Annotated in this window: 17 protein-coding genes; 9 read left to right on the forward strand and 8 right to left on the reverse strand. The window is 38.8% G+C overall.

The genetic code is table 11. The annotated features are described in order from the left end of the window. Nucleotides 1-19: 19 nt before the first annotated feature. The 4 genes from hflD to rluE all read right to left on the reverse strand — a co-directional run bounded on the left by hflD (nucleotide 20) and on the right by rluE (nucleotide 2,936). Entirely contained in the window at nucleotides 20-649 is a 630-nt protein-coding gene (gene hflD, locus LG402_RS07660; RefSeq protein ID WP_109409359.1) for a high frequency lysogenization protein HflD, read from the reverse strand. Between the two features lie 2 nt (nucleotides 650-651). Next, entirely contained in the window at nucleotides 652-1,755 is a 1,104-nt protein-coding gene (gene mnmA / locus LG402_RS07665; RefSeq protein ID WP_166540163.1) for a tRNA 2-thiouridine(34) synthase MnmA, read from the reverse strand. Nucleotides 1,756-1,864: 109 nt separating this feature from the next. Beyond that, the gene (locus tag LG402_RS07670) at nucleotides 1,865-2,314 is read right to left on the reverse strand and encodes an NUDIX hydrolase (protein WP_109409357.1); all 450 of its coding nucleotides are present in this window, start codon (nucleotides 2,312-2,314) and stop codon (nucleotides 1,865-1,867) included. Next, nucleotides 2,307-2,936, reverse strand: a complete 630-nt coding sequence (gene rluE / locus LG402_RS07675) for a 23S rRNA pseudouridine(2457) synthase RluE (protein WP_227336726.1) — start codon at nucleotides 2,934-2,936, stop codon at nucleotides 2,307-2,309. The genes LG402_RS07670 and rluE overlap by 8 nt, the downstream gene beginning before the upstream one ends. A gap of 138 nt (nucleotides 2,937-3,074) precedes the next feature. Here rluE and icd point away from each other — a divergent pair, with 138 nt between their 5' ends. Beyond that, nucleotides 3,075-4,328: an NADP-dependent isocitrate dehydrogenase gene (gene icd / locus LG402_RS07680; RefSeq protein ID WP_006537208.1), complete on the forward strand. Its 1,254-nt coding sequence runs from the start codon at nucleotides 3,075-3,077 to the stop codon at nucleotides 4,326-4,328. A gap of 109 nt (nucleotides 4,329-4,437) precedes the next feature. On the opposite strand, the gene LG402_RS07685 is transcribed toward icd, so the two are convergent. From LG402_RS07685 to LG402_RS07700, 4 genes are all read right to left on the reverse strand, one after another. After that, on the reverse strand, nucleotides 4,438-5,571 hold the full coding sequence (locus LG402_RS07685; RefSeq protein WP_198632311.1) for a site-specific integrase: 1,134 nt from the start codon (nucleotides 5,569-5,571) through the stop codon (nucleotides 4,438-4,440). Next, nucleotides 5,546-5,797, reverse strand: a complete 252-nt coding sequence (locus tag LG402_RS07690) for an excisionase (protein WP_017628380.1) — start codon at nucleotides 5,795-5,797, stop codon at nucleotides 5,546-5,548. The genes LG402_RS07685 and LG402_RS07690 overlap by 26 nt, the downstream gene beginning before the upstream one ends. Before the next feature lie 85 nt (nucleotides 5,798-5,882). After that, complete coding sequence (locus LG402_RS07695; protein ID WP_227336727.1) at nucleotides 5,883-6,407, reverse strand: HD family hydrolase; 525 nt, start codon at nucleotides 6,405-6,407, stop codon at nucleotides 5,883-5,885. A 389-nt stretch (nucleotides 6,408-6,796) separates the two neighbouring features. After that, nucleotides 6,797-7,435, reverse strand: a complete 639-nt coding sequence (locus tag LG402_RS07700) for a LexA family protein (protein ID WP_413685640.1) — start codon at nucleotides 7,433-7,435, stop codon at nucleotides 6,797-6,799. 112 nt (nucleotides 7,436-7,547) lie between these two features. On the opposite strand from LG402_RS07700, the gene LG402_RS07705 reads away from it, so the two are divergent. The 8 genes from LG402_RS07705 to cspA all read left to right on the forward strand — a co-directional run bounded on the left by LG402_RS07705 (nucleotide 7,548) and on the right by cspA (nucleotide 12,599). Beyond that, nucleotides 7,548-7,742, forward strand: a complete 195-nt coding sequence (locus LG402_RS07705) for a Cro/CI family transcriptional regulator (protein WP_049217157.1) — start codon at nucleotides 7,548-7,550, stop codon at nucleotides 7,740-7,742. Nucleotides 7,743-7,779: 37 nt separating this feature from the next. Beyond that, nucleotides 7,780-8,256: a YmfL family putative regulatory protein gene (locus tag LG402_RS07710; protein ID WP_227336728.1), complete on the forward strand. Its 477-nt coding sequence runs from the start codon at nucleotides 7,780-7,782 to the stop codon at nucleotides 8,254-8,256. A gap of 261 nt (nucleotides 8,257-8,517) precedes the next feature. Next, nucleotides 8,518-8,697, forward strand: coding sequence for a DUF4222 domain-containing protein (locus LG402_RS07715; RefSeq protein WP_017628377.1), 180 nt, complete (start codon nucleotides 8,518-8,520; stop codon nucleotides 8,695-8,697). Nucleotides 8,698-8,705: 8 nt separating this feature from the next. Then, entirely contained in the window at nucleotides 8,706-9,770 is a 1,065-nt protein-coding gene (locus LG402_RS07720; RefSeq protein WP_227336729.1) for a helix-turn-helix domain-containing protein, read from the forward strand. A 21-nt stretch (nucleotides 9,771-9,791) separates the two neighbouring features. Next, nucleotides 9,792-10,598: a KilA-N domain-containing protein gene (locus LG402_RS07725; RefSeq protein ID WP_227336730.1), complete on the forward strand. Its 807-nt coding sequence runs from the start codon at nucleotides 9,792-9,794 to the stop codon at nucleotides 10,596-10,598. Beyond that, nucleotides 10,595-11,620: a DUF968 domain-containing protein gene (locus LG402_RS07730; RefSeq protein ID WP_227336731.1), complete on the forward strand. Its 1,026-nt coding sequence runs from the start codon at nucleotides 10,595-10,597 to the stop codon at nucleotides 11,618-11,620. Before LG402_RS07725 ends, LG402_RS07730 begins: the two co-directional genes overlap by 4 nt. 27 nt (nucleotides 11,621-11,647) lie before the next feature. Then, nucleotides 11,648-12,046 (forward strand): antiterminator Q family protein, encoded by a 399-nt coding sequence (locus LG402_RS07735; protein WP_227336732.1) that lies wholly within the window; start codon nucleotides 11,648-11,650, stop codon nucleotides 12,044-12,046. Between the two features lie 340 nt (nucleotides 12,047-12,386). After that, the gene (gene cspA, locus LG402_RS07740) at nucleotides 12,387-12,599 is read left to right on the forward strand and encodes an RNA chaperone/antiterminator CspA (protein ID WP_006537195.1); all 213 of its coding nucleotides are present in this window, start codon (nucleotides 12,387-12,389) and stop codon (nucleotides 12,597-12,599) included. The last annotated feature ends 331 nt before the right edge of the window (nucleotides 12,600-12,930 follow it).

The following is a 12,930-nucleotide window of genomic DNA, read 5'->3' on the forward strand; positions in this document are numbered from 1 at the left end:
CCAGGTTGAATTTAAAGTATTAACATTGAGCGAGAAAATCATCAGCTTGTCGGATGATCGTTTTTTGATGCAATAAAAAATCAAAACGGCGACCACCAACTTGACGCCAGAGCACAGCACTACGGATACCCGTTAATAATAGCGCTCTAACTTTAGCTTGAATAATTGGGTTTTTTAACAGTTCGATAGAGCCATGAACTTGAATGCGAGGGCCTACAGGGCTAACTGCATCAACATAAACGCCAGCAAGGGCATTAAATACACCTTCGGACATAGGTTCAAAATAGCTTTTTTGACGCTCTAATTGAGAAATTTTTTGTGATAAACGTGCACTATAATCGTCATTTCGTCCGATTAAGCGTTCTAAGTTGATTAAACCTTGTTGATAAGTCATCAACTCCAGTGTTAATTTTTCTCTTCTTACTGCCTGATGGATAGCTTTCAGTGTTTGAAAGCCTAATTTTAAATGGCTGATTTGATTGCCATAAACATCAAGTGTTGATGTTGGATTGAGATTAAAAATACTGTTAACCATCACTTCAACATCATTCTCGTTCGCACTACCTTGGTAAGCTATTTGCTGAACAAGACGACTTGCCTGGCAGACGCCTGCCAGTGCAAGTGTAATATCACGAAAATCTTTAGCCACGTCTACTCCTGAATACGGGTTTCAATGATACCGCCACCTAAACAGACTTCGTCTTGATAAAAGACGGCTGATTGTCCCGGTGTTACAGCCGCAACGGGATAATCAAAGCGGACTTCAATTTTATCTTCACTTAATGGTGTTACTGTACACGCAATATCAGGTTGGCGATATCGTGTTTTAACAGTACAGCGGAAAGCTTCAGTAATTGTTTCTCTCGATACCCAATGCAATTGTTGAGCAATTAAGCCGACAGACATTAATCTTGGATGTTCATGACCTTGCGCCACAACAAGAATGTTATTTTCAACATCTTTATCAACGACATACCAAGGATCATCGCCACCGTCTTTTGTTCCACCGATACCTAAACCTTTACGTTGACCTAATGTGTGATACATCAATCCTTGGTGTTCACCGATGGTTTCACCATCAACTGTGATGATAGGACCAGGTTTAGCTGGGAGGTAACGTGATAAGAAATCGGTAAATTTACGCTCACCAATAAAACAAATACCCGTTGAGTCTTTTTTCTTTGCTGTTGCTAAATCAAGTTTTTCAGCAATTTTTCTAACTTCAGGCTTTTCCATTTCACCAACAGGGAAAAGGCTTTGTGCGATTTGCTCGTGACTTAACGTGTATAAGAAATAGCTCTGGTCTTTGTTGTTATCGACGCCACGAAGTAATTGGCTTTTGCCATTAATATCACGACGGCGAACATAGTGACCTGTTGCGATATAATCAGCACCTAAATCTTCTGCCGCATATTCTAAAAATGCTTTAAATTTTATTTCTTTATTACACAGAATATCGGGGTTTGGGGTGCGGCCTGCTTTATATTCAGATAAAAAATGTTCAAAAACATTATCCCAATATTCAGCGGCAAAATTGATAGTATAAAGCTCAATGCCAAGTTTATCGCATACGGCTTGCGCATCGGCAAGATCCGTTGAAGCTGAGCAATATTCTGTATCATCGTCTTCTTCCCAGTTCTTCATAAACAGACCAACGACCTGATATCCCTGTTCCTTAAGAAGATAGGCTGAGACGGATGAATCTACGCCACCGGACATTCCTACGATGACTTTTTTTTGGCTGTTATCTGACATGACTGGATCTCACTGCGGAAAAATAAGCGCCATACTTTACCATATCACTGACACAGGTGCATCAAGTGTTGCTCTGTTTTTGATGCTTTGTTTTTCCATTCTCTGTCATTTAGTTAAAGGGTGCGCCAAAGCTAGTTAAAATAGAAAGAGGGTAGTGTTCACCTTGTTGATAACATAACAGGCTTTCTCTCACTAAAGGTGAGCGTAATTGCTGGCTTTGGATAATTTCATCTGCGCTAACCCAGTGACAACAATTGATATCGCTATCATTAGGGTGAGTGTCAAATTGTTCTTGTGCTTCAATTAAAAAGAGAAAACGTAAAAAAGGCGTTTTATCAGGCGCAATCCATTGATGTAATTTAAGAAAATATTGAACAGGAAGCGTTAATCCTGTTTCTTCCCATAACTCACGCTGAACGGCTTGAATAAGTGTTTCATCGGCTTCAAGGTGCCCTGCAGGTTGATTCCACGTTGCTTTTCCATTGATAGTTTCTTCAACAACGAGAAACTTATTTTGCGCATGAACGATACACGCGACAGTCACATGAGGTTTAAACAAAATCAATCTCCTTCCATTCACCGGGTAATAAATTATCTAATGTAATATTTCCCATACTAAAGCGGATCAAGCGCAATGTAGGATAACCAACATGAGCAGTCATTCGTCTCACTTGACGGTTTTTACCTTCAAATAAGGTGATTTTTAGCCAAGTTGTTGGAATAGTTTGGCGTTCTCTAATCGGCGGGTTTCTCTCCCATAACCATTCGGGTTGCCCAACTATTTCGACTTGTGCTGGCAATGTTTTGCCATCTTTAAGCTCTAATCCATCTCGAAATTGTTGTAATGCGGCGGTACAAGGAACACCCTCTACCTGAGCATAGTAGATTTTTCCTGTTTTTTTACCCGGTTGTGTTAATTTTGCTTGTAGTTTTCCATCATTTGTTAAGACTAAAAGTCCTTCACTATCTCTATCTAAACGTCCTGCCGCATAAATATCACGAATAGGAATAAAATCTTTTAGTGTTTTTCTGCCACTCTCGTCCGTAAATTGTACAAGAACATCGAAGGGCTTGTTGAAGATAACGACTTTACGCTCACCTCTTGGGCGCACTGGTTTTCTTTGTGCTAATGAAGTGTGGTGTTTTCTCGATTTAGCGCTATTTTTAAGTTGATTTGCCATAGTTAATTTTTGTAAAAAATGGGAGATTGATTATACCTTAAAAGAGAAGCGATTGGCGTTAGCTGAATAATCAAGTAGTATTGACAGGTCTCTTACAAAAAATTAACAAAGCGTGCGCTTACATGAAAGGAGAGGTAAATGGAAAGCAAAGTAGTTGTTCCGGCTAATGGCGCTAAAATTACACTAGATGCTAAAGGTAAGCTTGTTGTTCCAAATAATCCGGTTATCCCTTATATCGAAGGGGACGGTATCGGTATCGATGTCACACCAGCAATGTTAAAAGTTGTTGATGCAGCAGTTGAGAAAGCTTACGGCAAAGAACGTAAGATTGAGTGGATGGAAGTCTACACTGGCGAAAAATCAACGCAGGTTTATGGTAAAGATGTTTGGTTACCAGAAGAAACCTTAGATCTTATCCGTGAATATCGTGTTTCTATTAAAGGTCCTCTTACTACCCCAGTTGGCGGTGGTATCCGTTCATTAAACGTTGCATTACGTCAACAACTAGACCTCTATATTTGCCTACGTCCAGTACGTTACTACAAAGGCACACCAAGCCCAGTTAAACAACCTGAACTAACAGATATGGTTATCTTCCGTGAAAACTCAGAAGATATTTATGCAGGTATTGAATGGAAAGCGGGTTCAGCAGAAGCCGATAAAGTGATTAAATTCCTGCAAAATGAAATGGGTGTTACCAAAATCCGCTTCCCACAAGACTGTGGTATTGGTATCAAACCTTGTTCAGAAGAAGGAACTAAGCGTTTAGTGCGTGCAGCGATTGAATACGCGATCGATAACGACCGTGATTCAGTGACTCTGGTACACAAAGGTAATATTATGAAATTTACCGAAGGTGCCTTTAAAGACTGGGGTTATGAATTAGCACGTGAAGAGTTTGGTGGTGAATTATTAGATGGTGGTCCTTGGGTTAAAATCAAAAATCCAAAATCAGGTAAAGAGATCATCGTTAAAGACGTTATCGCTGACGCATTCTTGCAACAAATTCTGTTACGTCCAGCAGAGTACGATGTAATCGCATGTATGAACCTAAATGGTGACTATATTTCCGATGCATTAGCGGCTCAAGTAGGTGGTATCGGTATCGCACCGGGTGCAAATATTGGTGATGAGTGTGCTTTATTTGAAGCAACACACGGTACTGCACCAAAATATGCAGGGCAAGATAAAGTTAACCCTGGCTCAATTATCCTTTCCGCAGAAATGATGTTACGCCACATGGGTTGGACAGAAGCGGCTGACTTAATCATTAAAGGTATGGAAGGCGCGATTGCCGCTAAGACTGTAACTTATGATTTCGAACGTCAGTTAGAAGGCGCTAAACTGCTGAAATGTAGCGAGTTTGGTGACGCGATTATCAAACACATGTAATTGTTGATTTGATAAATAGTTAACGGGAGCTTATTAGTTCCCGTTTATTTTTTGTACTATAAAAATCTTCCCCAAAATATCCCCAAAACTCTTCCCCAAAACTGTTCAATTAAACAGCAATAATTTGCCATTCTTTGCCTCTATCATCGTGGTATTTATCAGTCATATTTTGTGTTTTATGACCCAATAATTTTTGTGTATTAATTCCTTGTTCACGATAAAGTCGCTCGGATAAAGATCGTTGTTCATGGAAAGTAGGTGCCGTACCTTTTTCCCAAGTTAACCCACATTTATCTCGCGCTTTTTTAAATGTTGTGGTTAACGTATTTGGCGTGACTTGTTCACCGCGTTTCGCTTGTGCGGTGGTATGTCGATAATGCACGAGATATTTACTTACAACAGCATCACGACATTGAGCAACAACCTCCCTTAAGGAGAGATTGATAGCCTCACATTTTAGCGAGAGAGGGATGGCTAACTTACTGCCCGTCTTCTCTTGCTGTATATGTAACATGTCATCCCAAATATCAGAGAATTTCATTTTACAGATATCACCGATCCGCTGACCTGTGGTTAAGGCCAGCAACATGCCACATTGCAAGTAAGGAGGGTGGTTCTTAGCTTGCTGGTAAATAGTGCGCCATTCTTCCAATGTCATGCGTTCTCTTTTCACTCTGTTCCGTGGTTGTTTAGTTGCTTTCGCGGGATTGTAACCAGGAGGAACATAGCCAGCATGTTGAGCTTCTTTAAATACATCAATAAGCACCATGCGAACGACCTGAGCCATTCTTGAATGTCCTAATACTTTGACGGAATCTATTATTTCAGCGATATCTAAAGCGGTTATCTCTTTTAATATTTTCGTACCACAATACTGACGGAATAAATTAATAGGTTTCATTTTTTGTCGATAAGAATTAATTTTTAATTCACCGATATCTAATCTTTCTTTTTGAATATCTAAATATTTATCTATCCATATATCGACAGATATTTCAGACTTGTTTGTCTTAATTTTTGATAACCGTTCATTAATACTTAATAACTGTCGAGTATGTTGTTCAGCAATAATTGTATTGGCTTGAATGGCAGTTTCTCTCGCTTCTTGTTCGTCAGTGCCTAAGCTATGAAATGTACCAGTGATGGGATGTTTATATTGCCAATAAATTTTGCCGTTACGTTTATCTAGCTTTCGATATAAATTAGGGATAATAATTTTATGGGTTCGTGGTCGGGCAGCCATCGGTAATTATCCTCTTAAGTCGTTCCGTTGATTTAGTAGGAATTTGAGGGAGAGACAGATAGCCCACATAACGAGCTTCTCTATCAACCATCCACTTGCGGCCAACTTTCATTGCAGGTGGTGCAATAAGGTTATTCTTTGCGTATTTTTGTAATACCGTCATGCAAGGAGAGGCATCTCCAAATTCCAACCTTGCCCACGCTTCAAGAGTCACCATTCTTGACATATTTTCTCTCCATACTGCCGTATACAGTTTAAATAGACGTTAATTATGCTGGTGGTATTTATTTAAACTTTTTAGAACTGTTTATTTAGCTCCTTTTACTTAATTCATTAAATCTACGTAAAAATAAAACTTTGGCTTGTAGTGGGGTTAATGGATTAACAATAAAATCACTTGTAGGAATACCTTCAAGCATTAGCCAATTGCTACCCACATCAATTTCTAAATCTCGTTTTTCGGTTGCTAACATCATTAAGTCGGCTAAATGAACGGCGTCCGATATAACGGGTGGCAAGTTATATTTTTGACGAATAACAGTATCAATTCTTTTTTCTATCTCCTTATATTCAGGTAATAGCTTTTTAAGCGGTGATGGCAGGTCTTTTACATAGGCTTCACTGGCATCATGAAGTAAGGCTTCTAAAGCATATTCAGGTGCAACTAAATAGCTGACATATACCGAGTGTTGAGCAACAGAATAGAAATTATCAATCTGCCCATTAAAGCGACATTCATTAGCTAAACCTGTCGCGATGTCTTGAATATCTATATTCTCGATCCGTACATCGAGGTAATAGAAGTGCTTATTCGTTGCAGTTGCAATATAAGACATTATTCTCTCCACATAATTTAAGTAATAAAGATCCCTCTCGAATTAATCGAGATTAAATTTCCCTGATGTTGGTTAATGGTAAATAAAGACTTATTTTTTATGTTTCAATTATTGAACTTGATTATTGCTTACCTCAAGTTGTGGCGGTTTCTGCTGTTTCCCAACAGACAGAAACTATTTCTCTTCACATGAAAATTTTTATTAAGGTGTTTTCACACACATAATTGAATTAGATATTAATCATAATGTAACTCATCCTACACCGCACATTTAAAATGTAGGATAACCAACATTAATGTGTCAAGTGTTTTTGTAGGAAATCTTACATTGGTATGTGATGGTAATAAAAAATCCTCCGAAGAGGATCCTTTTATCAATGAGATAGGAAATTATGGTAAATGAGCTATTTTGGCATCCACAACAACACCCACAATTTTACAATTTCCATTGATTGGTATTAAGCGATATTGAGGGTTTAATGGTTTTAAGTAATGGTTGCCTGCATCTACAATGTACTGCTTAAATGTAACTTCATTTTCAGATTCTAATTTAGCGACAACTAACTTGCCACTAACAACCTCTACTGCGGGATCTACTAATATAATCATCCCTTCAGGAATACTTAGTCCAGAAGGAGAGGTCATAGAATCTCCTTTTACTTCTAGCCAAAATGATTCTTCGGAACAATGCACAGTTGTCTCATACCATGTATCGATTGATTTTCTATGATATGGCTCTACGGCCTCAGACCAATTCCCAGCGCTTACCCAGCTAATTAAAGGGTATTCACCACTAGATCTATTAAATTTTAAAAACGAAACATTAGAAATAGGATCTTCTTTTCCATCAACAAGCCAAATAGGGCTTGTTTCAAGAGCAATCGCTAATGCTTGAAGATTAGCGCCATTGGGTTGATAGTCACCTTTTTCCCAACCAGTAACAGTCACACGATTGACTCCAGCTTTTTTAGCTAGAGCCTGCTGTGTCATTTTCAGCTCAAGGCGTCTTTGTTTAATTCGTTCGCTCATTTCTTTCATGTAGGAAAGCCTACCATATTCCAAATGTAAGAATCTTGACATTTAAATGTAAGATATCCTACATTATATGCGTGTGAATTATTCACTTACCAAAGGATTACAAATGAAGAAAAAAGATGTAATCACGTTTTTTGGTGGTACGTGTAAAACAGCAAAAGCCCTCGGTATTAAACATCCTTCGGTGTGTGGTTGGGGATATATCATTCCTAAAGTAAGGGCATATGAAATAGAAAAAATCACCAAGGGAAAACTTAAATATAACCCTGAACTTTATAGAAAAAATACCAAAACAGCATAAGGCAATTAACTACCAATAAAAGATAGAGCAGGTAGATATGAGCAAACATTCAATTAAAGAAGTTATTAAAGAAATGTGCAAAGCACTGCAGGGTGGACGTTCTGCTATGGCAGGGGCTTTAGGTATGTCACTCGAGACGTTTAATAACAAGTTATACGAAAAAAATGGCTGTCGTTTCTTTGATATTGATGAACAAGAAGCTATGGAAGACATTTCGGGCACTAAGTTGCTGGTGGAATATCACCTAGAACGTCATGGCATGAGTGCATTACCAAAAATAGAAGCGGAAAAGATAGATCAAGTAGAGCTATTTGATATGCGAATGACATTGGCTGCTATGCAAGGATCACTCGCCGTTTTAATTCAAGAAAGCCTTGTTGATGGTGTTTTAACGGATGCAGAAATAGGGCGTATTTATCGAAAAGCAGGGAAAGTTTTTGCGTATGCAATTGGGTTCTTGGATTCACTGAAAGTGTTATACGGTGAAAAACAGGAAGCGGCTAAGAAAGGGTGAAGCCAAAGGTATACGGCCTCTGGCTTCGGTTGCCAATTTCAATGATGTGAAGAGAAATAAGCATGAGTAGATTAGCGCATTTAATACCTAAAAAGCAATTTCGCTGTTTACCCTTAACTAAAGAGGGAACATTTCGCTATGTAGAAAGCATACCGAGTGACAATCGATCACGCAACTACCGAAAAAATTTCGATTTGGTAGATAAGAGGACACTGAAAAAGTCATGGGCTGATTTCTATTTCTTGAGTGGAGGAAAGTGCAATGCGAAATGAAGATCCCAATCGTCTTGATCGCTATTACAGAAACCCTCGTGGGCTCCTTGTTCATGTCATTCGTTATGATCGAGAAAAACAACGCGTTATTTTTATGATTGATGGTTGTGAATACGAACAATGCGAGCCGGTTCAAAGATTTAAAGAGAGATATACCCGAGTTAAGTGAGGCCTCTTATGAGTGTTAAATTATCTAGTTATGTTTGGGATGGTTGCGCCCATGCAGGTTTAAAACTCACATCAGTCGCTATCATGGCAAGATTAGCTGATTTTTCTAATGATGAAGGTATTTGTTGGCCTTCTGTTGTGACGATTGCTCGTCAAATTGGTGCGGGTGAAAGCACGGTGCGCACAGCAATAAAACAGTTGGAAAAAGAAGGGTGGTTAACCAGCGAAAAGCGTAGAAAAGGCAATCGCAACGCAAGCAATATTTATCAGCTGAATGTAGAAAAACTATACCAATCAGCCAAGAAAGCGCTTTCTCAACCAACAAAATTTGACGTGTCAAAACCTGACGCATCAGGAACTGACCCATCAAAATTTGTTACATCAAATTCTGTTCCCTCAAAATCGAGCAAAAATAGGGATTTTGACCCGCCAGCTCCTGAGGGCGATCCATCAATAACTTCAAAATATGATCCATCAATAAATTATTCTTCGTCGCAGAATTCTGGCGGATCCAGCGACCAGCCCAAAAATGATTTTTTAACTCGTTATCCTGAAGCCGTGATTTACAGCGCCAATTTTCAAAAATGGGGCTCCGCTGACGATTTGAAGTGCGCTAAATGGCTATTCAGCCGTAAATGCGAAGTGTTTCAAGAGATGAGATTAAAAACGCCTAAAGAGCCCAATTTCACTGATTGGGCTAATGATATTCGCTTAATGACAACAATTGATGGGCATACTCACAAAGAAATTTGCCAGTTTTATAAACGAATTACGCAAGATGATTTTTGGAAAAAGAATGTTCAGTGTCCTCGTACACTCAGAGCTCAATGGGATGATTTAACCTTGCGTTTGGCGGGTAAGAAAAAAATCACAATCGATTCCGTAGAGCGTGATGAAACATTCCGGCTTATCTGGGGTACGGGTTGGAAACCTAAAAATAAAATCCAAGAATTAGCCGCTATTCAGGCAAAGAAAAATGGTCTAGGCCGAATGAATGAGGTTGCAGGTTTAGCTGCGTGGCGAGGTATTTGGCAACAAGTCGCGGAACAAGTTGCTCAGGAAGTTTTGCTATAAACGAGAGTGGAGAAAAATAACATGAATGGACTAATTGTTATTGATGGTGTTCAAATTCGTCGAGATACCGCAGGGCGTTATTGTTTAAATGATCTTCATCGAGTCTCAGGTGGTGAAAAACGGCATCAACCGTCGAATTGGAGTGCTTTGACTCAAACTAAAGAGTTGGTTGATGAAATTTCAACCGCTCCTGAGATCACAGGAGCGGTTCCCATTGTTACTATTGTTGGTGGGCTTAACCAAGGCACTTACGTTTGCAAGGAATTAGTGTATGCCTATGCAATGTGGATAAGCCCATCATTTCATTTAAAAGTGATCCGTACTTTTGATGCATTGATAACACAGCAACAGGGCGAAAAGTTAGCCGATAAAGTTCAAGCTGGGATTATATTGCTTGAATCGATGGCAAAGAGCCTGAATTTCTCAAACTCTTCAAAATTAGGGGCGTATCAAAAATTACAAGCCATGGCAGGCTTACCCGAATTAGCCCCTGTGTATGCGATTGATGCACCAAGCGGATCAATGGATGGTTCAAGTCGTCCAACAGTAGCTTTATCAACACTGATTAGAAAACATCAATTACCTATTTCAGCCCAGCAAGCTTATAAACGATTAGCCGATCTCGGCATTGTTGAACGCTTATCTCGTCCAAGTACGAAAACCGCAAACAAAGTGAAAGAGTTCTGGTCTGTGACTGCACGGGGCTGTCAGTTTGGGAAGAATATGACAAGCCCTAATAATCCTCGTGAAACTCAACCCCATTTCTTTGAAAGTAAAACGGATGAATTGATCCGTATGGTGATGCTGAATAAGCAGGTGAGTGCATGAAATTATTATTAACACCCTATATTCAGCCCGATCTTGGCGTTGTTTTATTGAAGCCTGAAGCGGGGTTGCTTGAGCAACTTAAACAACATTCTCGTGTGATTATTAGTGATGTACCAAAGAGTTTAAATAAATGGCCTTCTGGTGCATTAACAGGGAACGAACAACCATTATTGAATAACAAGGACATTATTGGCTTTTTGAATAATGAAAAAGTGATCCAAGCTATGGGCGGGTTGGCATCGATGAATATGTGGATAGGCAGGAATATCCATTGCTGCCAGATTAACGATGAGCATGACAGTTATCATCATCATGAATTAACAACCACATGGCATAAAGACGGTGTGATACGAACCTGTTGGTATCATGATAATCATATTCGTAATTCATCGGCGGGGTGGGTTGCTGAATTAGCGTATAAAAATCGTATTGCTTGGATGATAGACACTATTCGCAGTTGTTTGAGATTAGATGATAGCCATTCGCTGACGATACCTGATTTTTTTGCTTTTGCCGTGATGCATAAACTGGTTAATGAATTACCTGATGCTATATTACGTCGTATTCTAAATTGGTCTGATAAACCTAAAGATCGTAGAGTGCATGGCGGTTTTCCTGAAGCTGATATTGTTCCCAATGAAGTAACAGCGCTATCAGCAATGAATGCGCGTTTAGATGCCATAAAACCCGTTATTAATGTGACTGTCGATCCTGAACCTCCAGCCTCATTTCTTCTTAAACCTAAAATGCGTCGTTGGGAGAATTCTCAATGGATTCAATGGATAAAAACACAGCCTTGTTGTGTTTGCGGACAACAAGCTGATGATCCACATCATATCATCGGCCATGGTATGGGAGGCATGGGAACGAAAGCTCATGACTTATTCACTATTCCATTATGTCGGCAACATCATGACGAGTTACATCGTGATCCCAAATTGTGGGAAGCCACTTACGGCAATCAAATCGAATTGTTATTTTCTTTTTTAAACCGTTCATTAGGAATGGGAGCATTGGTTTAACGTGTATACGGCACGGGGAGTCTAAGTATGAGAGATATGCAGGAAGTTTTATCACGTTGGGGAGCGTGGTCAGCTAATGAGGGAAATAGTATCGATTACTCATCAATCGCAGCAGGCTTTAAAGGATTAATTCCAAGTTCAAGACGAAGCCGAGAGCAATGTTCAGATGATGATGGCTTAAAAATCAATAAAGCGGTATTACATTTAAAGATAAATAATAGTTACTTGTTTCAGTTGATTATTATGTACTATGTGAAGAATTATCCTTTGCGTTCAATGGCTTCAAAACTTGGTATTTCTCATAACGAAGTGGCTAAGCGATTGCAGACAGCGGAAGGATTTATTGAGGGATGTCTATCGGTTGATAACGTAAAATTAGATATGGATAAAATAATTAGAAAACACCATATTTACAGTCTTGCGTAATTACAAAACACAATATATTGTGTTAATGATGGTTTTGATGTTACAGCTCTTATCTATTAAAAACCTCGTGAGTATAACGGGGTTGTATTTTTTATAGGTCTACTTAAGCTGATTTACTGCTAAAAAATAAAGTTTGCTATCTGCATTTTTCTATGGCTTAATAGCGTCACTGGTTTGGAAGTACAGACCTATTTATGTTAGTAAGTTTAAAGTTGTTCCCGTTTAGCGTTATCCTCGATACCTCTTCATTGTGAATTCCTTCTAATTAATTCCCATAAGTAAAAATACAAAACAAACCGCATATGCCTTGTGGCAAATTAAATAAATTAAAGGAAATTCTATGTCTAATACAATGACTGGTACAGTAAAATGGTTCGATGAAGGTAAAGGTTTTGGTTTTATTACTCCAGCTGATGGCAGCAAAGATGTATTCGTACATTTCTCTGCAATCCAAAGTGATAACTTCAAAACATTAGCGGAAGGCCAACAAGTTTCATTCACCATGGAAAATGGTATGAAAGGCCCAGCAGCAGGCAACGTGGTGGCTCTCTAAAGGCGCTATTACTATTCGCCTCTATTTTAAATGCCCTTGTTGTAGCAGTTCACAATATAGAACATCACAATTTGATGTCACAGTGAACAATCCGCACGGCGCAAAATGTATCTTTTGCAAAAGTGTGATGACAGCTCAAATGAGTTAAGCATTAAATAGTTGAATATACAAAACCTCGCTTCGGCGGGGTTTTTTGCTATCTACAATCTCATATTAGTTAAAGATAAAAAATTTAGATTTTGGGCCTTGAAAAATTTTTGCTCGTTCATATTTATATTTTGGGTAAATAAGATACCACCCATAATTCACTAAATACTGAAGGAGGAGTTAT

This window comes from Proteus sp. NMG38-2, assembly GCF_020640995.1.
Classification (GTDB): Bacteria; Pseudomonadota; Gammaproteobacteria; order Enterobacterales; family Enterobacteriaceae; genus Proteus.